Annotated in this window: 17 protein-coding genes; 7 read left to right on the top strand and 10 right to left on the bottom strand. The window is 66.9% G+C overall.

Annotated elements, in window-relative coordinates; genetic code table 11:
- Positions 1–20 precede the first annotated feature (20 nt).
- Positions 21–923 (top strand): DnaJ C-terminal domain-containing protein, encoded by a 903-nt coding sequence (locus ACFPME_RS13460; protein WP_377306151.1) that lies wholly within the window; start codon positions 21–23, stop codon positions 921–923.
- Positions 924–989: 66 nt separating this feature from the next.
- Here ACFPME_RS13460 and pilH read toward each other — a convergent pair whose 3' ends face one another.
- From pilH to ACFPME_RS13415, 9 genes are all read right to left on the bottom strand, one after another.
- Complete coding sequence (pilH, locus tag ACFPME_RS13455) at positions 990–1,355, bottom strand: twitching motility response regulator PilH (protein ID WP_377306148.1); 366 nt, start codon at positions 1,353–1,355, stop codon at positions 990–992.
- Positions 1,356–1,445: 90 nt separating this feature from the next.
- Positions 1,446–2,444, bottom strand: a complete 999-nt coding sequence (locus ACFPME_RS13450; protein WP_377306146.1) for an acrylyl-CoA reductase family protein — start codon at positions 2,442–2,444, stop codon at positions 1,446–1,448.
- A gap of 22 nt (positions 2,445–2,466) precedes the next feature.
- A complete protein-coding gene (locus ACFPME_RS13445) occupies positions 2,467–3,063 on the bottom strand; it encodes an LOG family protein (RefSeq protein ID WP_377306144.1) in 597 nt (198 codons plus the stop codon).
- A gap of 115 nt (positions 3,064–3,178) precedes the next feature.
- Positions 3,179–4,603, bottom strand: a complete 1,425-nt coding sequence (gene lpdA, locus ACFPME_RS13440) for a dihydrolipoyl dehydrogenase (RefSeq protein ID WP_377306142.1) — start codon at positions 4,601–4,603, stop codon at positions 3,179–3,181.
- Between the two features lie 160 nt (positions 4,604–4,763).
- Positions 4,764–5,981 (bottom strand): 2-oxoglutarate dehydrogenase complex dihydrolipoyllysine-residue succinyltransferase, encoded by a 1,218-nt coding sequence (gene odhB, locus ACFPME_RS13435; RefSeq protein ID WP_377306139.1) that lies wholly within the window; start codon positions 5,979–5,981, stop codon positions 4,764–4,766.
- 75 nt (positions 5,982–6,056) lie between these two features.
- Complete coding sequence (locus ACFPME_RS13430; protein ID WP_417715024.1) at positions 6,057–8,897, bottom strand: 2-oxoglutarate dehydrogenase E1 component; 2,841 nt, start codon at positions 8,895–8,897, stop codon at positions 6,057–6,059.
- A gap of 204 nt (positions 8,898–9,101) precedes the next feature.
- Positions 9,102–10,052: a GNAT family N-acetyltransferase gene (locus ACFPME_RS13425; protein WP_377306135.1), complete on the bottom strand. Its 951-nt coding sequence runs from the start codon at positions 10,050–10,052 to the stop codon at positions 9,102–9,104.
- Positions 10,049–11,242 carry a JmjC domain-containing protein gene (locus ACFPME_RS13420; RefSeq protein WP_377306133.1) on the bottom strand — a complete coding sequence of 398 codons (1,194 nt, stop codon included), beginning with the start codon at positions 11,240–11,242 and terminating at the stop codon, positions 10,049–10,051. The genes ACFPME_RS13425 and ACFPME_RS13420 overlap by 4 nt, the downstream gene beginning before the upstream one ends.
- A 34-nt stretch (positions 11,243–11,276) precedes the next feature.
- Positions 11,277–12,029 (bottom strand): sulfite exporter TauE/SafE family protein, encoded by a 753-nt coding sequence (locus tag ACFPME_RS13415; RefSeq protein ID WP_377306131.1) that lies wholly within the window; start codon positions 12,027–12,029, stop codon positions 11,277–11,279.
- 168 nt (positions 12,030–12,197) lie between these two features.
- Between ACFPME_RS13415 and ACFPME_RS13410 the strand changes: the two genes are divergently transcribed.
- The 4 genes from ACFPME_RS13410 (at position 12,198) to ACFPME_RS13395 (ending at position 18,400) form a co-directional block, all read left to right on the top strand.
- On the top strand, positions 12,198–14,009 hold the full coding sequence (locus ACFPME_RS13410; RefSeq protein WP_377306129.1) for an assimilatory sulfite reductase (NADPH) flavoprotein subunit: 1,812 nt from the start codon (positions 12,198–12,200) through the stop codon (positions 14,007–14,009).
- Between the two features lies 1 nt (position 14,010).
- Entirely contained in the window at positions 14,011–15,717 is a 1,707-nt protein-coding gene (cysI, locus tag ACFPME_RS13405) for an assimilatory sulfite reductase (NADPH) hemoprotein subunit (RefSeq protein ID WP_377306127.1), read from the top strand.
- On the top strand, positions 15,714–16,436 hold the full coding sequence (locus tag ACFPME_RS13400; RefSeq protein ID WP_377306125.1) for a phosphoadenylyl-sulfate reductase: 723 nt from the start codon (positions 15,714–15,716) through the stop codon (positions 16,434–16,436). Before cysI ends, ACFPME_RS13400 begins: the two co-directional genes overlap by 4 nt.
- A 206-nt stretch (positions 16,437–16,642) precedes the next feature.
- Positions 16,643–18,400 (top strand): bifunctional sulfate adenylyltransferase/adenylylsulfate kinase, encoded by a 1,758-nt coding sequence (locus ACFPME_RS13395; RefSeq protein ID WP_377306123.1) that lies wholly within the window; start codon positions 16,643–16,645, stop codon positions 18,398–18,400.
- Positions 18,401–18,446: 46 nt separating this feature from the next.
- Here ACFPME_RS13395 and ACFPME_RS13390 read toward each other — a convergent pair whose 3' ends face one another.
- Positions 18,447–19,442 carry a LysR substrate-binding domain-containing protein gene (locus ACFPME_RS13390; protein ID WP_377306121.1) on the bottom strand — a complete coding sequence of 332 codons (996 nt, stop codon included), beginning with the start codon at positions 19,440–19,442 and terminating at the stop codon, positions 18,447–18,449.
- 325 nt (positions 19,443–19,767) lie between these two features.
- Between ACFPME_RS13390 and cysG the strand changes: the two genes are divergently transcribed.
- Positions 19,768–21,237 carry a siroheme synthase CysG gene (gene cysG / locus ACFPME_RS13385; protein WP_377306119.1) on the top strand — a complete coding sequence of 490 codons (1,470 nt, stop codon included), beginning with the start codon at positions 19,768–19,770 and terminating at the stop codon, positions 21,235–21,237.
- Between the two features lie 68 nt (positions 21,238–21,305).
- A complete protein-coding gene (cysK, locus tag ACFPME_RS13380; RefSeq protein ID WP_377306117.1) occupies positions 21,306–22,244 on the top strand; it encodes a cysteine synthase A in 939 nt (312 codons plus the stop codon).
- The last annotated feature ends 5 nt before the right edge of the window (positions 22,245–22,249 follow it).

The following is a 22,249-nucleotide window of genomic DNA, read 5'->3' as shown; positions in this document are numbered from 1 at the left end:
GCGTGAGTCGGGAGTGGCAGGTGGAATTCAAAGACTATTACGAAATCCTGGGCGTGAAGCCGGATGCGAGCGAGGCCGAGATCAAGGCGGCGTATCGCAAGCTGGCGCGCAAGTACCATCCGGACAAGAACAAGGAAGCCGGCGCCGAGGAGAAATTCAAGGCGATCAACGAGGCGAATGAAGTGCTCAAGGACGCCGAGAAGCGGCGTTCCTATGACCAGTTGCGCGCGGGCGGCTATCGCGGCGGCGAGCAGTTTCGGCCCCCTCCGGGTTGGCAGGGCCATGGCCAGGGTTTCGGCGATGCTGGCGACGGCGACTTCAGCGATTTCTTCGAGAGCCTGTTCGGTCGCGGCGCAGCCGCGGGAGGGCAGCGCGGCCAGCCGCGGCCGCGGCGGGGCCAGGATGTTCAGGCCTCGGTGCGGATCGATCTGCAGACCGCGTTCGACGGCGGCCGTACGCGTCTGGCGTTACGCGATCCGGCCGGTGGCGAGCGCGTGCTGGACGTGAAGATTCCGGCCGGCATCAGCCCCGGGCAGGTGATCCGGCTGTCCGGGCAGGGCCAAAGCGGCATGGGCGGCGGGCCGAAGGGTGACCTCCTGCTGGAAGTAGGCATCCACGACGATCCCCGGTTTCGGCTGGAAGGCCGCAATGTGGTGCACGTGCTCCCGATCAGCCCGTGGGAAGCGGCGCTTGGAGCCACGGTGCCGGTGCCGACGCTGGCCGGCGTGGTCGATCTGCGCCTACCGGCAGGTTCGCAATCGGGGCGCAAGCTGCGCCTGAAAGGGCGCGGCATGCCGGGAACGCATCCGGGCGATCAGCTGGTGGAGCTGTCGATCCGCGTTCCGGCGGCCGATGGCGAAGATCAGCGCGCTGCTTATGAGGCGTTGCGCGAACGCTTCAAGGACTATGACCCGCGCCGTTGAATGCGCACTCCACGAACAAGAACGGCGCCTGCAGGCGCCGTTTCTTTTGAGGTCCGGAGGGGTAGATCAGCCCGGCAGGAATTCCTGCAGCGCCTTGAGCAGCTCCTCTTCCTTGATCGGTTTGGTCACATAGGCCTTGGCGCCCTGGCGCATGCCCCACACCTTGTCGGTTTCCTGATCCTTGGTGGTCACCAGGATGATCGGGATGTGCGCCGTTTCGGCATTTTTGCTGATTGTGCGGGTGGCCTGGAAACCGTTGAGGTTGGGCATCACGACATCCATCAGGATCAGGTCAGGCAATTCCTGCTTGGCCACTTCCACGCCGGCGGCGCCGTCTTCGGCGGAAAGGGTTTCATGCCCGAGTTTTTCGACGATTCTCTTGATGCCCAGCAATTGTGACGGGGAATCGTCGACGATCAGGATGCGTGCCATTAGGTGATAGTCCCCTGCGAGTTTTGTAGATTCTAAGCCGTGGTGACCTTACTTCCAAGCGCGGCCTCGTCAAACCCGGACGCGTTTTCCTCAAACGCCGCCGCCGACAAGCACCAGCGTACGCCCGAAGGAGTCGCCCGCCAGCATCCGCGTGAATGTTCCGTGCAGGTCGTCGAGGCCGATTTCGCGTGTGGCGATGCGATCCAGGTACCGTGGCTTCCAGTCGTGAGCCAGATGTCGCCAGATGCGGTCACGCAGATCGCGGGCGGTCCCTGCCGATGCGATGCCGAGCAGACTCGTGCCGCGAATGATGAAGGGCAGCACCGTGCTGCCGAAGGCGACGCCGCCGGCATTGCCGCAGATCGCCACGTTGCCGTAAGGATGAATCAGCGGCAGCAATCCGCTCAGCATGGCACCGCCGACGTTATCCAGCGCGCCGCCGAAGCGGGCCGAATCCATCGGCTTGCCGCTGAAGGCCAGCTGGCGGCGATCGATGCATTCGCTGGCGCCGAGGCCACGCAGGAAATCGAAGTGATCGGCCTTGCCGCTGATTGCATGCACTTCGTAGCCGGCGCGGCTGAAAATATCGATGGCCAGCATGCCGACGCCACCGCTGGCGCCGGTCACCGCGATCGGCCCCAGTGCCGGCCTCTGCCGATTGTCCTGCATGCGCAACAGGGCCAGCGCGGCGGTGAATCCGGCGGTGCCGATGATCATGCTCTCGCGCAGGCTCAAGGAGGCCGGCAGCGGGATTGTCCAACGCGAGTCGAGCCGCGCGTACTCGCCATAACCGCCGTCCCGCGTCTCCGACAGGCCACTGCCGGTGCACAGCACCGCGTCACCTTCCCGGAAGGCGGGATCGGTCGAGGCGACCACGTGGCCAGCCAGGTCGATGCCGCCGTTGAGCGGATAGGTGCGCAGAATCGCGCCCCTGCCGGTGCCGGCCAAGGCATCCTTGTAGTTGACCGAGGAATACGCAACCTTGACCAGCACTTCGCCGGGCGACAGCGCAGCGGTATCCATGCGCTCGATGCCGGCGCGATGGCCAGCGTCGTCGTGATGGATGCGGAAGGCGCGAAAGGCGGTCATCTCGATGTCCTGTGGCAGTTGTTCAGGCGCTGACGCTGCTGGGATCGATCCACTTGGGAATGTAGCTGCCCTGGTAGACCTGCATCCAGTCGAACAGGGCGGTCATGTCGTCGCCGAACCAGATGTTTTCACGCTGCTCGGGGCGCACGAAGTTCTCGTCGACCATGTGTTCCATCATCGTGCGCAGGTCGCGGTAGTAGCCGCGCACGTCGAGGAAGGCGCAGGGATAGCGGTGCAGGCCCAGCTGCGCCCAGGTCAGCATCTCGAACATCTCGTCCATCGTGCCGAAGCCGCCGGGCAGGGCGACGAAGGCGTCAGACAGTTCGTACATGCGCGTCTTGCGCTGGTGCATGGTGTCCACCACCACCAGTTCGCTCAGGCCCGGGTGGGCCACTTCGAGCTCGACCAGCTGGCGCGGGATGACGCCGATGACCTTGCCGCCGCCGGCCAGTACGGCGTCGGCGACCGTTCCCATCAACCCCACCTTGCCGCCACCGTAGACCAGCGCGATGCCGCGCCGGGCCATTTCCTCGCCGAAGGCGCGTGCCTGCTCAGCGTACTCCTGATGTCTGCCGATGCTGGAGCCGCAGTAGACGCAGATGGCGGTAGGTTGGGGCATGGTGCTTGCCTGGGTTGGAGGGGTTGGGCAGGAGCCCGCTGGCGGGCTCCTGCAACAAAAGACGACGGCCCGCCCATGTCGCCACGAGCGGGCCGTTGCGCATCGGCGTGACCGATCAGTTGCCCTTGTGGATCGCGCGCTTGTCGACCGACAACGCCGCCTCGTGTACGGCTTCGGACAGCGTCGGATGCGCGTGGACGATGCGTGCGAGATCCTCGGACGAGCCCTTGAACTCCATCGCCACCACGCACTCGGCGATCAGCTCGGACACGCCGGGGCCGACCATGTGCACTCCGAGGATGCGGTCGGTTTCGGCGTGGGCAATCATCTTCACCTGGCCGATGGCTTCGTTCATCGCGACGGCGCGACCGATCGCGGCGAACGGAAAGCTGCCGGTCCTGTACGGCACGCCTTCGTCCTTCAGCTGCTTCTCGGTCTTGCCGGCCCAGGCGATTTCGGGTTCGGTATAGATCACCCACGGAATCGTGTCGTAGTTGACGTGGCCAGCCTTGCCGGCAATCCACTCGGCTACCGCCATGCCTTCCTCGAAGCCCTTGTGGGCAAGCATCGGGCCGCGTACGGCATCACCGACGGCCCAGACGCCGTCCACACCGGTATGGCAATGCTCGTCCACGATGATGCGGCCGCGCTCGTCCAGCTTCACGCCGGTATCGTCGGCCAGCAGGCCGTCGGTGTAGGCACGGCGGCCCACTGCCACGAGCAGTTTGTCGACCACCAGTTCCTTCTCGCCGTCCTTGTCGGTGTAGACCAGGTGCACGCCGTCCTTCTTCACCTCGGCCTTGCCGAGCTTGGCGCCGAGCTTGATGTCCAGGCCCTGCTTCTTGAATTCACGCTGGGCGACCTTGGCGATGTCGGCGTCGGCAGTGCCGAGGAAATCAGGCAGCGCCTCGAGGATGGTCACTTGGGCGCCGAGCCGGTTCCAGACGCTGCCCAGTTCGAGGCCGATCACGCCGGCGCCGATCACGCCCAGCGTTTTCGGCACCTTGTCGATGTCCAGTGCGCCGGCATTGTCGATGATGTTCTTGCCGTCGAACTTGGCGAACGGCAGCTCGATCGGCACGGAACCGGAAGCCAGGATCACGTTGGTGGCGGAAATGGTCTGCTTCTTTCCGTCGTTGCCGGTGATCTCGACTTCATTGCCCTTGAGGAGCTTGCCTTTGCCGAAGAAGCTGACGATCTTGTTGGTCTTGAACAATTGATCGACGCCGCCGGTGAATTGCTTGACGATCTTGTCCTTGCGGCCGATGAAGGTCGCCATGTCGACCTTGGCGTTCTCCACACTGATGCCGTGGGCCGGCAGGTTGTGCGACAGGTTGAAGAACTGCTTGGACGAATCGAGCAGTGCCTTGGACGGGATGCAGCCCACATTGAGGCAGGTGCCACCCAGCGCAGCCTTGCCATCCTTGCCGACGAACGCATCGACTACGGCACTCTTCAGCCCCAGCTGCGCGGCACGAATGGCGGCGTGATAACCGGCCGGGCCGCCGCCAATGACGATGACATCGAATTTGTCGCTCATGAAAATCTTCCTTTCGGCGAGTGGGTTCACTCGCGGATATGGCGGAGAAGGGCATCAAGGCCGGAAATACGAGGAGAGAACGACGCGCCGTTGCGACTTCAGTACTTTGGGGCTCGTTCTCGATCCGCCTTGATCGCCGGGGCGATCAAGGCGGGCGCGGTCAGAGGCCAAGAAGCATGCGCTGCGGATTCTCCAGCTGGTTCTTGATGTCGACCAGGAACAGCACGGCGTCCTTGCCGTCGATGATGCGGTGGTCGTAGGAGATCGCGATGTACATCATCGGTGCGGCGATGATCTGGCCGTTCTCGACGATGGCGCGTTCCTTGATCGTGTGCATGCCGAGGATGGCGCTCTGCGGCGGGTTGACGATCGGCGTGGACAGCAGCGAACCGAAGGTGCCGCCATTGGTGATGGTGAACGTGCCGCCCTGCAGATCGTCCAGCGACAACTTGTTCGCGCGCGCCTTGGTGGCGTAGTCGGCGATGCCCTTCTCGACGTCGGCGAAGCTCATGTCCTGCACGTCGCGCAGCACCGGGGTGACCAGGCCCTTGTCGGTGGACACCGCGATCGAGATGTCCTGGTAGCCGTGGTAGATCACGTCGTTGCCATCGACCGAGGCGTTGACGTACGGATAGCGTTTGAGCGCCTCGGCGGCGGCCTTGACGAAGAAGCTCATGAAGCCGAGCTTGACGCCATGTTCCTTCTGGAACGCGTCGCCAAGTGCCTTGCGCATCTTCACCACTTCGCTCAGGTTCACTTCGTTGAACGAGGTGAGCATGGCGATCGAGTTCTTCGACTGCATCAGGCGCTCGGCAATGCGTGCACGCATGCGCGTCATCGGCACGCGTTCTTCCGGACGCGCGCCCGGGGTCGGCTTGGCGGCCGGTGCGGCAGCGGCCGGTGCGGCAGCGCCACCCTTGCCGTAGTTGACCAGGTCTTCCTTGGTCACGCGGCCGTCGCGGCCGGTGCCGGCAACCTTGGACGGGTCGATCTTCTCCTCGGTGGCCACGCGCAGGCCGGCCGGCGAGAGATCCTCGGCGCCCTTGGCGGCAGCCTTGGGCGCGGCGGCCGGTGCAGGAGCGGCCGCCGCAGCCGCAGGTGCCGGTGCGGCGGCCGCAGGAGCCGGCGCGGCGGCAGCGGCGCCTTCCTCGATGATCGCGATGATCTGCTCGCTGTTCACCGTGTCGCCGACCTGGTGGCGGATTTCCTTCAGCACGCCATCGACAGGCGCGGGGACTTCCAGCACCACCTTGTCGGTTTCCAGATCGACCAGGTTCTCGTCGCGCTTCACCGCGTCGCCGGCTTTCTTGTGCCAGGTGGCGATGGTGGCGTCGGAGACGGACTCGGGCAGGACGGGTACTTTGAGTTCGATGGACATGCTGTTTCCTTCGGTGAGGCGCTCATCCGTGAGCGCGAAAATCAAAAGCGGTCGTCCTGACCGCACTCATCAACATCATTCCGCGGATTGATCGGTACCGACCGGTGCAGCCAGCGCCTGTTCGACCAGCGCCGCCTGTTCGGCGACATGGGTGTTGTGGTGTCCCGCCGCCGGCGCCGGCGAGCGCGCGCGGCCGGCATACGAGAGGCTGTGGCTGGTTCCCGCGCAGGCCTGAAGGTGGTGGCGGATCTGGAACCAGGCACCCTGGTTCATGGGCTCTTCCTGGCACCAGATCACTTCCTTCGCGGAAGGGTACTTGTCCAGTTCGGCAGCGACTTCGACGCGCGGGAAGGGATACAGCTGCTCGACGCGCACGATCGCCACGTCCTTCAGTCCGCGCTTCTCCGCCTCCTCCAGCAGGTCGTAATAGACCTTGCCGGAACACAGCACGACGCGCTTGACCTTCTTCGGCGGCAGCGCGCGATGTTCGCCGATCACCAGCTGGAAGCTGCCGTTGGCCAGTTCGTCCAGCGTGGACACCGCCAGCTTGTGGCGCAGCAGCGACTTCGGCGTCATCACGATCAGCGGCTTGCGCGCGGCCCGCAACATCTGCCGGCGGATCATGTGGAAATCCTGCGCCGGCGTGGTCGGCACGCACACCTGCATGTTGTCGAACGCGCACAGCTGCAGGAAGCGCTCGAGGCGCGCGGAAGAGTGCTCCGGGCCCTGGCCTTCGTAGCCGTGCGGTAACAGCAGGACCAGGCCGCACAGGCGGTTCCACTTCGCTTCGCCGGAACTGATGAACTGGTCGATCACCACCTGTGCGCCGTTGGCGAAGTCGCCGAACTGGGCTTCCCAGATGTTGAGCATGTCCGGGTCGGTGGTGGAGTGGCCGTACTCGAACGCCATCACCGCCTCTTCGCTGAGCAGCGAGTCGATCACCTCGACATCGGCGCCCGCGCGGACGGTGGCCAGCGGCAGGTAGGTATGACCGTCCTTCTGGTCATGCAGCACGGCGTGGCGATGGAAGAACGTGCCGCGCCCGGAATCCTGCCCGACCAGCCGCATGTCGTGGCCGGCGTCGATCAGCGTGGCGTAGGCAAGGTTCTCGGCGAAACCCCAATCAGCCGGCAGTTCGCCAGCGGCCATCTTGCGGCGGTCGTCGTAGATCTTCGCCACGCGTGCCTGCAGGGTGATGTCGGCGGGCAAGGTGAGGATGTTGCTGGCCAGCTCCCGCAGTTTCTGTTCAGGCACGGTCGTATCGGTGGGCGTCGACAGCTTGCCGCCGATGAAACGGGCCCAATCGACATGGCCGTCGCGGACGGGGGATGCATCCAGCTCGGTCATCGGTGCGCCGGCCTCGAGCCGGTCGCGGTACGCCTCGAACTGCTTCTGCGCGTCGCCCTCGGCCAGCAGGCCTTCCTTGACCAGCTGCTGCTGGTACAGGTCGCGGGTGGTCGGACGCTTGCGGATGATCTGGTACATCACCGGCTGCGTGGCCGCCGGCTCGTCGGCCTCGTTGTGGCCGTGGCGACGATAGCAGACCAGATCGATCACCACGTCGCGGCGGAACTGCTTGCGGAAATCGTAGGCGAGGCGGGTGACCTCGATCACCGCTTCCGGGTCGTCGCCGTTCACGTGCAACACCGGCGCGTTGACCATCTTGGCCAGGTCGGTGCAATACATGGTGGAACGCGCGTCCTGCGGATTGGACGTGGTGAAGCCGACCTGGTTGTTGATGACGATGTGCAGGCTGCCGCCGATCTTGAAGCCGCGGGCCTGCGACATGTTCAGCAGTTCCATGTTGACGCCCTGGCCGGCAAAGGCGGCGTCGCCGTGGATCAGCACGGCCATCGACTGGGTGTGCGCGGTGTCGCGGCGGCGGGTCTGGCGTGCGTGCACCGAACCGCACACCACCGGGTTGACGATTTCCAGGTGCGACGGGTTGAAGGCCAGCGCGACGTGCACGCCGCCCTTGGGTGTCTTGACGTCGGCGGAGAAGCCCATGTGGTACTTCACGTCGCCCGAGTGTGCCGGGTCGTCAGGATGCTCGAACTTGCCTTCGAACTCGTCGAACAGCGTCTTCGGCGGCTTGCCCAGGATGTTGACCAGCACGTTGAGGCGGCCGCGGTGGGCCATGCCGATCACAAGCTCCTTGATGCCGTTGTCGCCGGCTTCGCGCACGACGTCGTCGATCATCGGAATCAGGCTGTCGCCGCCTTCCAGCGAGAAGCGCTTCTGGCCGACATATTTCGTGTGCAGGTAGCGTTCCAGACCTTCGGCGGCGGTGAGGCCGTCCAGCACGCGCTGCTTGCCCGCCTTGTCCAGGCTGCTCCGGCCAGCCTGTTGTTCGAGCCGGCTGTAGATCCAGTTGCGCTGCTCGTGGTTGCTGATGTGCATGAACTCGGCGCCGACCGTGCTGGCGTAGGTCTTTTGCAAGCGTGCCAACAGTTCGCGCAGTTTCAGTCGCTGGCCGCCACCGGCGTAGTTTCCGGTGTCGAATTCGGTGTCCAGGTCGGCGTCGCCCAGGCCGTGAAAGGCGAGGCCCAGATCCGGCGCGGCCATCTTCTCGGTGAGGCCGAGCGGATCGAGGTCGGCGGCGAGATGGCCGCGCGAGCGATAGGCCGTGAGCAGGCGCAGCACGCCGGCCTGCTTGCGCGCGTGTTCGTCGCTCATCGGCACGCCGGTGGCCCCGTTGTGGCGCTGTTTCTGCGCCGCCTCGATGCGCGCAATGGCCGCAACGTGGGAAACATCGCCGGATTCGCGGCCCTTGAAGGACTCGAAATAGCTGGCCCATTCGGCAGGCACCGACGAGGTGTCGGCCAACCAGGCGTCGTACAGCGATTCGACGTAGTCGGCGTTGCCGCCTGCGAGTTGGGAAGATTCGAAGAACTCGCGGATCAGGTTTGTACTCACGTCACCACCGGCAGGGAAGGGATGCTTTGCAGCCATCCGTGTGACCAAGAAAGTCGCGGTTGTGGGCTGGTTTTCAAGCCTGACAAGCCGCTCGAACGGATGACTGGGGAGAATCCGGACAATTATAGCCTTTGGCTGCTGCAACGCGGCAACCCATGGAGCCTTCGAAACTCACCGTCAGCCCGCGTTCGGACTGGCAACCCGCTAGATGCCGAGTGCCTGCAAAACACTGGCGCGCTCGGACCGCGCCCACACTTCATCGAAATGCTGCTGCAGCGGTGCCTGGCCCGCGCGATCGTGCCGGGCCGCGCGGCCCTGCGGCCGGTCAGCTTCCGGGACGAACAGATAGCCACCGGCATCGTTGAGAAGATAGGCCGAGACATAGGCGAGGTCAGCCTCTTCGACCGGCATGCGTATCTGGATCGCGCTGGGCAGGCGTTGTGACAACGCGATCAGTCGATGATCGTTGCGCAAGGCCGCTGCGGGGTCGTGCAGCAGGATGCGGATCTGGGCGCCGCGCCCGGAGATGGCAATGCGCCGCAGCTCGGCCAGTTCGGCCGCGTTGGCATAGGTGTGGTTGTCGAGCAGGGGCAGGTAGATGGCCAGCCGATGGCGTGTATCGATCAACAGTTGCCGGCGCGCGTCGGCCGTTTCGCTGCGCGAGCCAGCCGGCAGCGTGCCGATATCGCGCGATGGTTGCGGCTCGTCGGCCATCGGCGGCAATGGCAGGCGCATGGCCTGATGCACCAACCCGGCATCCTCGAATTCCATGCCATACGCGATGAAGCCTTCGCGTTCGTAGAAGCCGATCGCACTGGCCTGCGCGTCCAGCGCCACGTCGGGCCAGCCGTGCGCACGGGCACGCGCAATCAGCTCGCGCAGCAGCGCCACGCCGACGCCATGGCCGCGCCATTCCCGCAGCACCGCCATGCGGCCGATTTTATGGGCAGGCGTGAGCCGGCCGCAGCCGATCGGGCGTCCAGCTTCATCGCGCGCCAGCACATGCCAGCAGTCGCCATCGAGTCCGTCACGTTCGCGCTGCTCGGGTACGCCCTGCTCCTGGATGAACACGATGTCGCGCAGGTCGAGCAGCGCCGCGCGCTGATCTTCGCGCGACCACTCGGCCATCTCGACGTGGAAGTTCTGCAGCTTCATCGGCGGCGTGATCTTCTCGGCACGAGGTGGCCATCATTGACCAGCGCCAGCAACAGCGCGCGTTCGGCGGCTCCCGTTTTGCCGCTGGGGCGCAGCGTGCGCTGCTCGCACAGCTGTTGGGCCAGCGCGGGCGTGGCCGGGTACGCCTGGCCGCTGACATACAGCGTGCAACGGGATCGGCTGCGGCTCCAGGCCAGCCGCGCCCAGGGGTGCCGCAACAGCGCCGCGCCGGCATCGAGTTGTTTCGCCAGCGCCGTCTCGCTCAGCGGCTTCTCCAGCGGCGCGGGCACCTGCGCGTTGCGGTAGCGGGTGATGAAGCGGCCGAACCAGTCGCGCAGCATTGCGTCGTCCAGCGCTGCGGCAAACGGCAGCGCCGCTCGCAACCGCTCGATCGCGGCGCGGTCGATCTCGCCGGCGGCCTTGGCCGGTTTCAGGTCAGGATCGGCGTAGCGCCATTCTTCCGGCAGTTGCTCGGCGATGTAGTCGGCCAGGTCGCCGGTCAGTTCGGCCTGCGATGGTGCCCGCATGCCGATCGAAAACGTCATGCACGGTCCGCCGAACGCGACGCCGTCGTGTGGCACCCCGGGCGGGAGATACAGCATGTCGCCCGGCTCCAGCAGCCATTCATGAGTGGGTTCGAAGTGGGCGAGCTGCTTCAGCTCGACGTCGGGACGGAATGCCCTGGGCGCCATCGGATCGTCGTTGATGGCCCAGTGGCGCTGACCCAGGCCCTGCAGCAGAAAGACGTCGTACTGGTCGACGTGGGCGCCGACGCCGCCGCCCGGCTCGGCATAGGAAACCATGACGTCGTCGACGCGCCAGCTCGGCAGGAAGTCGAAGTGCTGCAACAGCGCGGCGACGTCCGTGTCCCATTTGTCGACATCCTGCACCAGCAGGGTCCATTGGGTGGGTGGCGTTTTCGCAAAGTCCGCTTCGCTGAGCGGACCGGAGTTGACATGCCAGCGATCGCGCTTTTCATCGTGCACGATCAGCCGGGCCAGCACGGCCGGTTCGCAGGCCAGGCCGGCCAGGTCGTCCGGTTGCAGTGGCGGCTGGAAATCGGCGAAGGCGCGGCGGATGAGCAGCGGCCGCTTCTGCCAGTAGTCGCGCAGGAACCGCGCCGGCGACATGCCCAGCGGCTGGGCGACAGAGCCGCGGACTTCAATCGGGAAAGAGGCTGGTTGGGTCATCCGCGCATTGTAGCGGCGAGCGGCGGCGCCGATGTCAGTGCCATGCCCTCGCGACATTGTTGAGCCCAAGCACCAGCACGGCGGCAGCCGCCAGCAGCGTCGCTGCCCGCGCCGGCATGCGGCGGGCAAACAACGCGCCCAGCGGGGCAGCAACCACGCCGCCGGCGATCAGGCCCAGCACGGCGGTACCGCGCGTGCTGCCCACCTGCATCAGAAAGCTGGCGCTGGCGGCGGCGCTGATCATGCACTTGGCCAGATGCACCGTGCCGATCACCGTGCGCGGCACGGCGCCGCGAGCGACCAGGGTGGTTATGGTCAGCGCGCTCCAGCCGCCGCCGGCCACCGCGTCGGCAAAACCGGCGACCAGGCCCAGCGGGCGCGTGGCGCGCGGCACGGCGTCAACGTGGACACGCTGGTGCCGGTTCCCGGGCAGCAGCAGGAACACTCCCATGCCCAGCAGGTACGGCGTCAGTGCCAGCCTCATCCATGCTGCCGGTACATGGCTGACCATGTAGGCCCCGATCACCGCGCCGACCACGCCAGGGAGCGCCAGCTTCCAGAACAGCCGTCGCCGCACATTGCCGGCGGCCAGGTGGCTGAGGCCGGAGGCACCGCAGGTGAAGGTCTCCGCGTAGTGCACGCTGGCGCTGGCTGCCGCGGGCGGCAGGCCCAGCCACAGCAGCATCGCTGCCGACACCACGCCGTAGGCCATGCCCAGCGCGCCATCGACCAGTTGGGCGCAGGCGCCCACGGCGGCGAACGTGAGGAACTCGGAGAGCGGCGGCATGGGCGGAAGGTCTCCGTGCGCGGTGCGCGATGGGCCCAGTATCGGAGGCGGCTCTCCGGCACGGAAACAAGGGCTCGGCATAAGCTCATTCCGATACCTGCTTTCCCACAGGAACCGGCATGTCTTAGTTTGGACGTCGAGAAGCTTAAACGTCCAAATGGATAACTCGTGAACTACGCCGTCGCACCGAACCTCGCCGCCCCTGGCCTGAATGCGGAAAAACTGGCCCTGCTGGCGCAGGGCATGGAAGGACTGACGGCGGCACAGCTGTACTGGGTGGCTGCCTGGAGTGCTGGCCAGGCGGCGCAGGTGCAACGCTCCGCCCCGCCGGCCCCGTCCGCTGCCGTCCCGGCCAGGGCGGCCGCGCAGCTGACCATCGTCTATGGTAGCCAGACCGGCAACGCGAAGCGCGTCGCCGAGCAGCTGGGCAGGCGATGCGAAGCCGCCGGACTGCCGATGCGCCTGTTGCGTGCCGATGCCTATCCGCAACGCGAGCTGGCGCAGGAGCGGCACCTGGTCATCGTGATCAGTACCCAGGGCGACGGCGAGCCACCGGACGATGCCCGTGGCCTGCTCGAGTTCATCACCGGCAAGCGCGCGCCGAAGCTGCCGGCCTTGCGGTTTGCCGTGCTGGGGTTGGGCGATTCGAGTTATCCGCAATTTTGCGTGATCGGCCGCCAGCTCGATGGGCGCCTCGCGGCACTGGGCGCCAAGCGTTTCGCAGCCTTCGGTGAGGCGGACGTCGAGGTCGGTGCGGTGGCTGGGCCGTGGGTGGAACAGGCGCTTGAACGCGCGCGCGAACTGCTGGAACAGCCCGGGTTGCCCACGCGCGCAACGCGGTTGCACGCGGTGGCGGACCATAGCGGGCACTCGCGCGAGCGTCCCTTCATGGCCATCGTGCTGGCCAACCAGCGCATCGTGGCGCGCGACAGCGGACGCGATGTGCGCCACGTCGAACTGTCGCTGGAGGGTTCCGGGTTGGGCTACGAACCCGGTGACGCGCTGGGCGTGTGGCCGGTCAATCCGCCGGCACTGGTGCAGCAGTGGCTGGATGCGTTGCGGCTCGATGGCACTCAGGTCGTCACGCATCAGGACCGCGCGCTGGCTTTGCGGCAATGGCTGGCGCAGGAGCGCGAGATCACGCGACTCAATCGACCCTTCATCACGGCACTGGCTGCTGCCAGCGGCGACGGCGGCCTTGCGCGCGTACTGCAGCCGGAACACGCCGCGGAGTTCGCGGCGCTGCTGGCCTCCGATCAGCCGATCGACCTGTTGCGCCGCCATCCGGCCACCTGGCAGCCGGAAGTGCTGCTGGCGGCGTTGCGACCGCTGGCACCCCGGCTGTACTCGATCGCCTCCAGTCCGAAGGCGGTGGGCGAGGAAGTGCACATCACGGTCGCCGTGGTCGGCTACGAGGCGTATGGCAGCGCGCATTGGGGCGCCGCATCCAGCCTGCTGGCCGCGACCGGCGAGGACGGCAGGCTGCCCGTCTTCATCGAACCGAACGTGCGATTCCGGCTGCCCGCCGATGGTTCGCGCGACATCATCATGATCGGCCCGGGCACAGGTGTGGCGCCGTTCCGTGGCTTTGTGCAGGAACGGCGGGAAAGTGGCGCAAGTGGCCGCAACTGGCTGTTCTTCGGCAACCGTCATTTTGCCAGCGACTTCCTCTATCAGGTGGAGTGGCAGCAGGCACTGAAGGACGGTTCGCTGGACCGCATCGACCTGGCGTTCTCCCGGGACAACGAACAACGAACCTATGTCCAGCATCGTCTGCGCGAACAGGGTGCCGAGCTGCATGCGTGGCTGAAAGCCGGCGCATACCTCTATGTCTGCGGCGATTCCAGCCACATGGCGCGCGATGTCCAGGCGGCGCTGATCGACGTGATCGCCACGCATGGCAACCATTCTCCGGACGAGGCTAAGGCCTGGCTCGGCGAACTTCTGCAACAGGGCCGCTACGCCCGCGACGTCTACTGACATGACCACCGAACTCTCGCATCTCGAACACGTCAAGGCGGCCAGCCGCTTCTTGCGCGGCGGCATCGCCGAGGGTCTGGCCGATCCGGTCACCGGCGCGATCGGCGACGACGACACCAAGCTGCTGAAGTTCCACGGCAGCTACCAGCAGGACGACCGCGACCTGCGCGAGGAGCGCCGAAAACAGAAACTGGAGCCGGCTTACGCCTTCATGCTGCGCGCGCGCCTGCCAGGCGGCGTGGTGACGCCTGCGCAGTGGCTGGTGTTCGACCGCATCGCGCGCGACTACGCCAGCGGTTCGCTGCGCATCACCACGCGGCAGACGTTCCAGTGGCACGGCATCATCAAGCGCAGGCTCAGGCCGACCATCGCGGCTATCCACGAGGCGCTGGCGACCACCATCGCCGCCTGCGGCGACGTGGTGCGCAACGTGGTGAGCACGGCCAATCCGGTGGAATCGTCAGCGCATGCCCAGGCGCATGCCTGGGCCACCCGGCTGTCCGCCGAGTTGGCGCCGAGGACGCCGGCCTACCACGAGATCTGGCTGGACGGCGGGCAACTCGTCGGCGAGGAACCTGCTGCCGAAGAGCGGGAGCCGCTGTACGGCGCCACCTACCTGCCGCGCAAGTTCAAGATCGGCCTGGCGATCCCGCCGCTCAACGACATCGACGTGTTCGCGCAAGACCTTGGACTGATCGCCATCATCGAGCAGGGCGTGCTGCACGGGTTCGACGTCGCCATCGGCGGCGGCATGGGCGCCAGCCATGGCGATGCCAGCACCTATCCACGGCTGGCCAGCGTGATCGGCTTTGTCACGCCGGAGCAGTTGTTCGCCGTGGCTGAGGCGGTGGTCGGCGTGCAGCGCGACTGGGGCGATCGCGTCGAGCGCAAGCATGCGCGGTTGAAGTACACGCTCGACCATCGCGGCCTGGACGTGTTCAAGGCAGAGCTGGAATCCCGGCTTGGCTACGCGCTGGCGCCGGCGCGCGCGTACCGCTTCGAACACAACGGCGACCGTTACGGCTGGGTCGAGGGCCACGATGGCCACTGGCACCTCACCTTGCATATCGAGTCCGGCCGGCTGGCCGACGTGGGCGAGCGACGCTGGCTCAGCGGCCTGCGCGAACTGGCGCAGGTGCACCGCGGCGACTTCCGGCTGACCTGCAACCAGAACGTGATCGTGGCGAACATCGCCACACACGAACGTGCCCGCATCGACGCCATCGTCCGCGAGTACGGGCTGGACGTTTACGAGAAGCAGGGCGGGATCCGCCGCCACGCCATCGCCTGCGTCGCGCTGCCGACCTGCGGCTTGGCCATGGCCGAGAGCGAACGCTACCTGCCGACGCTGCTGCCCAAGCTGGAGGCGCTGCTGGAGCGCCACGGCCTGGCCGATGCGCCGATCCTGCTGCGCCTGTCCGGCTGCCCCAACGGTTGCTCGCGGCCGTACCTGGGCGAGATCGCGCTGGTGGGGCGCGGGCCAGGCCGCTACGACCTTCGCCTCGGCGCCGATTTCACCGGCCAGCGGCTGAACCAGCTTCATCGCGAGAACGTGGACGAGGCAACGATCCTCGACACGCTCGATCCACTGTTCGCACGTTACGCAGCCGAACGCGGCGAGGGCGAAGGCTTCGGCGATTTCCTGGTGCGCGCCGGCATCCTCACGCCGATCCCCTCGCGACGCATCCCGGTGGAGGTGGTCGCATGAGCGCCGCGCTGGTCGAACAGGCGCCGCACGCCCCCCAGGCGCTGGCCGAGCTGAATGTCGCGCTGGCGCGGCTCACCGCCGAACAGCGTGTGGCCTGGGCGCTGGAACGGGTGCGTGGCGAACATGTGCTGTCGTCGAGCTTCGGTGCGCAGGCGGCGGTCTCGCTGCACATGGTGACGCGGCAGCGGTCGCAGTTGCCGGTGGTGCTGATCGATACCGGTTACCTGTTTCCGGAGACTTATCGCTTCGTCGACGAATTGACCGGACGGCTCGCGCTGAACCTCAAGGTCTATCGCCCGCTCATCGGCACCCGCTGGATGGAGGCGCGTCACGGCCGGCTGTGGGAGCAGGGCGTCGAGGGGCTGGATCGCTACAACCAGCTGCGCAAGGTCGAGCCGATGCAGCGTGCCTTGCGCGAGCTCGATGCCGCTGGCTGGTTCGCCGGCTTGCGTCGGAGCCAGGCGCGCAGTCGCGCCGGGATCGACTTCGTCGAACACAGAAACGGCCGCTGGAAGTTCCACCCGCTGGCCGACTGGAGCGATCGCGACGTCGGCCACTACCTCGCGCGCCATGGCCTCCCGTATCACCCGCTGTGGCATCAGGGCTACGTATCGATCGGCGACACGCACACCAGCCATCGCTGGGAGCCGGGGATGGACGCTGAGGACGCTCGCTTTTTCGGACTCAAACGCGAGTGCGGACTGCACGGCATCGCGTAGCCCGCCAACCATCGCGCCGCGACGGCCTTCCAACAGGTCGTGAAGACAACCTGTCAATGCGATCCACGGAGGGATCGCTTGCGAATCAAGCACGCAGTGGTTGATTCGTCGTGGCCGCTTCCGGGCATGTACCGGAAGCGGCGAGTTGGAAGGGCAGGACTGCCCTTTTCCAACAACCTGCAAACCCCGACTGGAATCTAGCCACCATGAGCCACACCGCGCTCGCCCCGAGCCCCGAGCTTGCTCCCGCTGAAACCCTGATTGCCCCGCACGGCGGCGTGCTGAAGGAGTTGTACCTGCCACCTGCCGAGGCAGAAGCGTTGAAACAGCGCAGTGCCCAGCTGCCCGGCGTGGATCTCGACACGCGCCAGCTGTGCGATCTGGAGTTGTTGCTGAGCGGTGCGTTCTCGCCGCTGGAAGGCTTTCTCGGCCGGCGCGACTACGACCGCGTGGTGGAAGAACTGCGCCTGGCCGACGGCACGCTGTGGCCGATCCCGATCACCCTGGACGTCGACGAGGATTTCGCCGCGCAGCTTTCCACCGGCAGCGAGGTCGCGCTGCGCGACAGCCAGGGCGTACCGCTGGCGGTGCTGGAAGTGCACGACGTCTACTGGCCCGATCGCCTGCACGAAGCGAAGCGCGTGTTCGGCAGCAGCGACCGGCAGCATCCGGGCGTGGCCGAGCTGCTCGATCGCACCAGACCGGTGGCGCTGGGCGGTCGCGTGCGCGGCATCCAGCCACCGGCCCACTACGACTTCGGGGAGCTGCGCGATACTCCGCGAAGCCTGCGCGAGTGGTTTGCGTCGCGCGGCTGGAGCCGCATCGTGGCCTTCCAGACGCGCAACCCGATGCATCGTGCCCACCGCGAGCTGACCCTACGCGCCGCACGGCAGGTCGGTGCGAAGTTATTGATCCAGCCGTCGGTGGGGCGCACCAGGCCGGGCGACGTCGACCATTACACCCGCGTGCGCTGCATCCGCGCGCTGCTGCCGCACTATCCGGCCGACAGCGTCAAGCTGTCGCTGCTGCCACTGGCGATGCGCATGGGCGGCCCGCGCGAGGCGTTGTGGCACGCGATCATCCGCAAGAACTATGGCGCCAGCCATTTCATCGTGGGCCGCGACCACGCCGGCCCCGGCAGGGATTCGAACGGACAGCCGTTCTACGGCCCGTTCGAGGCGCAGCAGTTGCTGGAGAAGCACCAGGACGAGCTGGGCATCCGGATCGTGCCATTCCCGGCGATGGTCTACGTGGCGAACCGCGACGCCTATCTGCCGTCGACCGAAGTGGCCGCGGAAGACGAAGTGCGCGACATATCCGGCACGCAGCTGCGCCAGCACTTGCACGAAGGCAGCGAGATCCCGGCCTGGTTCAGCTTTCCGGACGTGGTGAGGATCCTGCGCGAGCGCCATCCGGTACGCGCACCACGCGGGTTCGCGCTGTTCTTCACCGGATTGTCCGGCGCCGGCAAGTCGACCATTGCGCAGGCGGTGATCGCGCAGCTGCTGGAACACACCAGCCGGCCGGTGACCGTGCTGGACGGCGACGAGGTGCGCAAGCACCTGTCGCGCGGGCTGGGCTTCTCGCGCGAGGATCGCGCCGCCAATGTCACCCGCATCGGCTACGTCGCCAGCGAGATCGTGCGTCATGGCGGCATTGCGGTATGCGCGCCCATCGCGCCGTATGCCGATGCCCGTGCGCAATCCCGCGCACTGGTCGAGGCGCACGGCGACTTCGTCGAGATCCATGTCGCCACCACGCTGGAGGTATGCGAGGCGCGCGACCGCAAGGGCCTCTATGCACAGGCGCGCGCCGGCAGGATCGCCCGGTTCACCGGCATCAGCGATCCCTACGAAGCGCCCGAACAACCGGAGCTGCGCCTCGATGGCAACGCCGCCGAGCCGGCGGCGCTGGCCCGCCAGGTGCTGCTGCTGTTGCGCAACCAGGGCCTGATCGAGGGCTGAGGCCGCGGCGCCCGTCGATGGCGGGCGCCGTTCAATGACCGACCGGTCAGGCCACGTTGGGCGGCGGAACGGTTGGCCGCTCGCGCCAATGCGGCACGGCCGGCCATTCGGGCGGCTGCGTGTCGGTGGCCAGTGCGCGCGCCACCTCGCGGCGATCCAGGTGGGGTGCGAACTGCGTGATGAACTCCAGCACGTAATCGCGCAGCACGCTTTCCCGGCGCAGCACGATCCAGGTCGTGCATGGCGGAAACAGGTGATCGGCCGGCAGCGTGTCCAGGTCGGTGTCGCTGTCGAGCATGGCCATTTCGGCCAGCACGCCGATACCCAGACCGGCGCGGACATAGGTCTTGATCAGGTCGGCGTCGCCGGCGGTCATCGCGATATGCGGACGCAGGCCGATGGCCTCAAATGCCCGGCGCAGCGACGAATCGGCCTTCAGCGAGGATTCGTAGCTGACCAGCGGCAGCGCTGCCAGCTCGTCGAGCGAGGGCGGCCGACCGCTGCTCGTCAGCGGATGGCCCTGCGGCGCAACGATCGCCCGATGCCAGCTGTAGGCCGGCAGCGCGATGCCGGTGTCGGGCGGGGCGCCGGCGCTGCTGATGACCGCGAGATCGACGCGGCCGGCCTCCAGCCGCGCCAGCACCTCCGAGTCGCTGCCCGGCTGCAGGTGCACGCTGACCTGCGGGTAGCGCAGGGTCAGCGCGGCGATGGCAGCGGGCAGGGCGAAACGGGCCTGGGTATGCGTGGTGGCGATGCGCAATTCGCCGCGCGCCTCCTTGCGCAGGTTGGCCGCGATCGAGCGGATGTTGGCGGCCTCGGCGAGGATCGTGCGGGCGCGTTCGAGTACATGCCGGCCGCCGTGGGTCACCGCGTCGAGGCTCTTGCCCTTGCGCACGAACAGCTGGAAGCCCAGCTCGTCCTCAAGCTGCCGCAGTTGCTTGCTCAGGCCAGGCTGAGTGGCGTGGACGCGCTCGGCAGCCAGCGTGATGTTGAGGCCGGAGTCGGCGATGGCAATCAGGTAGCGCAACTGGATCAGCGTCATGGCGATGGGCTCGTGGGCGGTCGGGATCGTCGGGCTGAGGCGCGAGCGGAGCACGGCTACATCGCATCGAACGAGCCAGGATCATGTCTGATGCATGCGTGTGGACGGCTGAACAGATGCCGTCATGGGGCTGGTAGGAATCGATGCATTCGATCATGATCAGACGTCTATACGTCTATTTGCAGGCAAGGTCAAGAGTTGTGCCGTTCTGGCTGTCTTCCATAACGGGGCGGCATATGCACGATGGCGCAGATCATTTGTCGAGATGGATTGTGTTGCGTAGCGTGGCTTTGTCTCCACTGATCGCGAAGCCGGACCCGCCCGAATGAAGCTCTATCCGCTGTTCGCCGATCTGTCCCGCCGCGCCGTGCTTGTCGTGGGCGGCGGGCCGGTGGCCGAGCGCAGGGTCGCCGCCCTGCTCGGCGCTCAGGCGCAGGTCACGGTGAATGCGCCCGCGCTCACGCCGCAATTGCGGCATTGGGTGGCGGCGGGGCGCATCGCCCATCGCCGCGATGCGTTCCAGGAGGGTTGGCTGGATCGGGTCTGGCTGGTGGTAGCGGCCACGTCCGATATCGAGCTGAACCGGCTGATCGCCACTTTCGCCGAGCTGCGGCGCATTTTCGTCAACGTGGTCGATGATGCGGCGCTGTCGACTTTCCACGTGCCGGCGGTGGTGGACCGATCACCGCTGATCATCGCGATCTCCAGCGGTGGCGAGGCGCCGATGTTGGCGCGGCTGCTGCGCGAAAGGCTGGAGACGCTGCTCGATCATTCGCTGGGCGCGCTGGCCACATTGGCCGGGCGCCTGCGCAAGCGCATCCGTGTGCGGTATCCGGACTTGGCGGCACGGCGGCGCTTCTACCAGAGCCTGTTCGCCGGTCCAGCCGCCGCACTGCTGCGCCAGGGCCGGCCGAATGCGGCGAGGCGGGCGGCGGAAGAGGCGCTGCTGGCGGTGCCCGCAGTGTCGGCGGGGTCGGTCGTGCTGGTGGGCGCCGGCCCCGGCGATCCGGGCCTGCTGACCCTGCGGGCCCTGCGCGCGCTCAACGAGGCCGACGTGATCCTGCACGACCGGCTGGTCAGCGCCGAGGTCCTCGACCTGGCGCGCCGCGACGCCGAGCGCATCGAGGTCGGCAAGCAAGCCGGCCATCACCACACCACCCAGGACGGCATCCACGCACTGCTGCTCCAACACGCGCAGGCCGGGCGGCGCGTCGTGCGGCTGAAAGGGGGCGACCCGTTCGTGTTCGGCCGTGGCGGCGAGGAGCTCGAGTTTCTGCGCGAGCACGGGGTTCCCTATGAAGCGGTGCCCGGTATTACCGCCGCCGTGGCCTGCGCGGCGTATGCGGGCGTGCCGCTGACCCATCGCGATCACGCGCAGTCGGTACGTTTCGCCACCGCGCATTGTCAGTCCTCGCACGACACGCCGGACTGGGCCGCACTGGCGCAGGAACGGCAGACGCTGGCGTTGTACATGGGCGTGGCGGAACTGGGTGGACTGCAGGCGCGGCTGATCGAACATGGTCGTGCGCCATCGACCCCGTTCGCGTTGATCGAGAACGGCTCGCGCCCGGACCAGCGCGTCATCACCGGCACGCTGGCCAACCTGGCCGAGCGGGCGGCTTGCCATGCAGTGCGCTCGCCAGCCCTGCTGATCTTGGGCGAAGTGGCCGCGTTGGCGACGTCGCTGGCCTGGTTCGGGCAGCCGCCGCTAGGGGCCGATGTGCGCGCCATCCGCACCCTGCCGGCGGGGCATCCGATCGCTTCCGATGTGCTGGCGGCGGTCCACCGCGCCTGACGAAAATATTCACCTGCGCGGGAGCATGATCGCGCGACGGTTTCCCTCACGCCTGCCGGAGCAGCCACATGATCCACGACAGCATCCTCGACACCATAGGCAACACGCCGATCGTCAAACTCCACCGTCTCGCGCCGAAGCACGTCGAGCTATACGTGAAGGTCGAAGCGTTCAATCCGGCCGGCTCGGTGAAGGACCGGCTTGCCCTGGCGATCATCATCGACGCCGAACAGCGCGGCGCGCTGAAGCCCGGCCAGACCGTGATCGAAGCCACCTCGGGCAACACCGGCGTCGCGCTGGCCGCGATCTGCGCTGCTCGCGGCTATCCGTTCGTGGCCGTAATGGCCGAGACCTTCTCGATCGAGCGGCGCAAGCTGATCCGCGCCTACGGCGGCAAGGTGGTGCTGACGCCAGCTGCCGCGCGCGGCACCGGCATGGTGGAGAAGGCGGTGGAACTGGCGAAGAAACACGGCTGGTTCTTCACCAATCAGTTCGAGAATCCCGCCAATCCGGCGTACCACCGGCAAACCACCGCGCCGGAGATCCTGCGCGACTTCGCCGGTCGCCGGCTGGACTACTTCGTTACCGGCTGGGGCACCGGCGGCACGCTGACCGGCGTCGGCGAAGTGCTCAAGGTGGCGCGCCCGGAAGTGCAGATCATCGCCAGCGAGCCGACCGGAGCCGCGCTGCTCTCCGGCCAGGAATGGCAGCCGCACAAGATCCAGGGCTGGACGCCGGACTTCGTGCCGGCCGTGCTCAACCGCAAGGTGGTCGACCGGATCGTGCTGATCGATGACGTGCTGGCCCGCGACACCTCGCGCGAGCTGGCGCAGCAGGAAGGCATCTTCACCGGCATCTCCTCCGGCGCCACCCTGGCCGCCGCCGTGCAGGTGGCGGCCGATGCGCCGCCCGGTTCGGTCCTGCTGGCAATGCTGCCGGATACCGGCGAGCGCTACCTGTCGACCTTTCTGTTCGAGGGTGTCAACGAGGGCTCGGACGAAGTCTGAGCGCG

Origin of the sequence: Rhodanobacter umsongensis, assembly GCF_042654965.1 — a bacterium.
Lineage (GTDB): Bacteria > Pseudomonadota > Gammaproteobacteria > Xanthomonadales > Rhodanobacteraceae > Rhodanobacter > Rhodanobacter umsongensis.
The sequence above is the reverse complement of the archived record's forward strand: the minus strand, read 5'-3'. Positions and strand labels throughout refer to the sequence as shown.

What these genes read in the sequence shown, in the direction of transcription:
- pilH (WP_377306148.1), bottom strand. Translation starts at nt 1,355, where the DNA reads ATGGCACGCATCCTGATCGTCGACGATTCCCCGTCACAATTGCTGGGC.
- ACFPME_RS13450 (WP_377306146.1), bottom strand. Translation starts at nt 2,444, where the DNA reads ATGACCGCCTTTCGCGCCTTCCGCATCCATCACGACGACGCTGGCCAT.
- ACFPME_RS13445 (WP_377306144.1), bottom strand. Translation starts at nt 3,063, where the DNA reads ATGCCCCAACCTACCGCCATCTGCGTCTACTGCGGCTCCAGCATCGGC.
- lpdA (WP_377306142.1), bottom strand. Translation starts at nt 4,603, where the DNA reads ATGAGCGACAAATTCGATGTCATCGTCATTGGCGGCGGCCCGGCCGGT.
- odhB (WP_377306139.1), bottom strand. Translation starts at nt 5,981, where the DNA reads ATGTCCATCGAACTCAAAGTACCCGTCCTGCCCGAGTCCGTCTCCGAC.
- ACFPME_RS13425 (WP_377306135.1), bottom strand. Translation starts at nt 10,052, where the DNA reads ATGAAGCTGCAGAACTTCCACGTCGAGATGGCCGAGTGGTCGCGCGAA.
- ACFPME_RS13420 (WP_377306133.1), bottom strand. Translation starts at nt 11,242, where the DNA reads ATGACCCAACCAGCCTCTTTCCCGATTGAAGTCCGCGGCTCTGTCGCC.
- ACFPME_RS13415 (WP_377306131.1), bottom strand. Translation starts at nt 12,029, where the DNA reads ATGCCGCCGCTCTCCGAGTTCCTCACGTTCGCCGCCGTGGGCGCCTGC.
- cysI (WP_377306127.1), top strand. Translation starts at nt 14,011, where the DNA reads ATGACCACCGAACTCTCGCATCTCGAACACGTCAAGGCGGCCAGCCGC.
- ACFPME_RS13400 (WP_377306125.1), top strand. Translation starts at nt 15,714, where the DNA reads ATGAGCGCCGCGCTGGTCGAACAGGCGCCGCACGCCCCCCAGGCGCTG.
- ACFPME_RS13395 (WP_377306123.1), top strand. Translation starts at nt 16,643, where the DNA reads ATGAGCCACACCGCGCTCGCCCCGAGCCCCGAGCTTGCTCCCGCTGAA.
- ACFPME_RS13390 (WP_377306121.1), bottom strand. Translation starts at nt 19,442, where the DNA reads ATGACGCTGATCCAGTTGCGCTACCTGATTGCCATCGCCGACTCCGGC.
- cysG (WP_377306119.1), top strand. Translation starts at nt 19,768, where the DNA reads ATGAAGCTCTATCCGCTGTTCGCCGATCTGTCCCGCCGCGCCGTGCTT.
- cysK (WP_377306117.1), top strand. Translation starts at nt 21,306, where the DNA reads ATGATCCACGACAGCATCCTCGACACCATAGGCAACACGCCGATCGTC.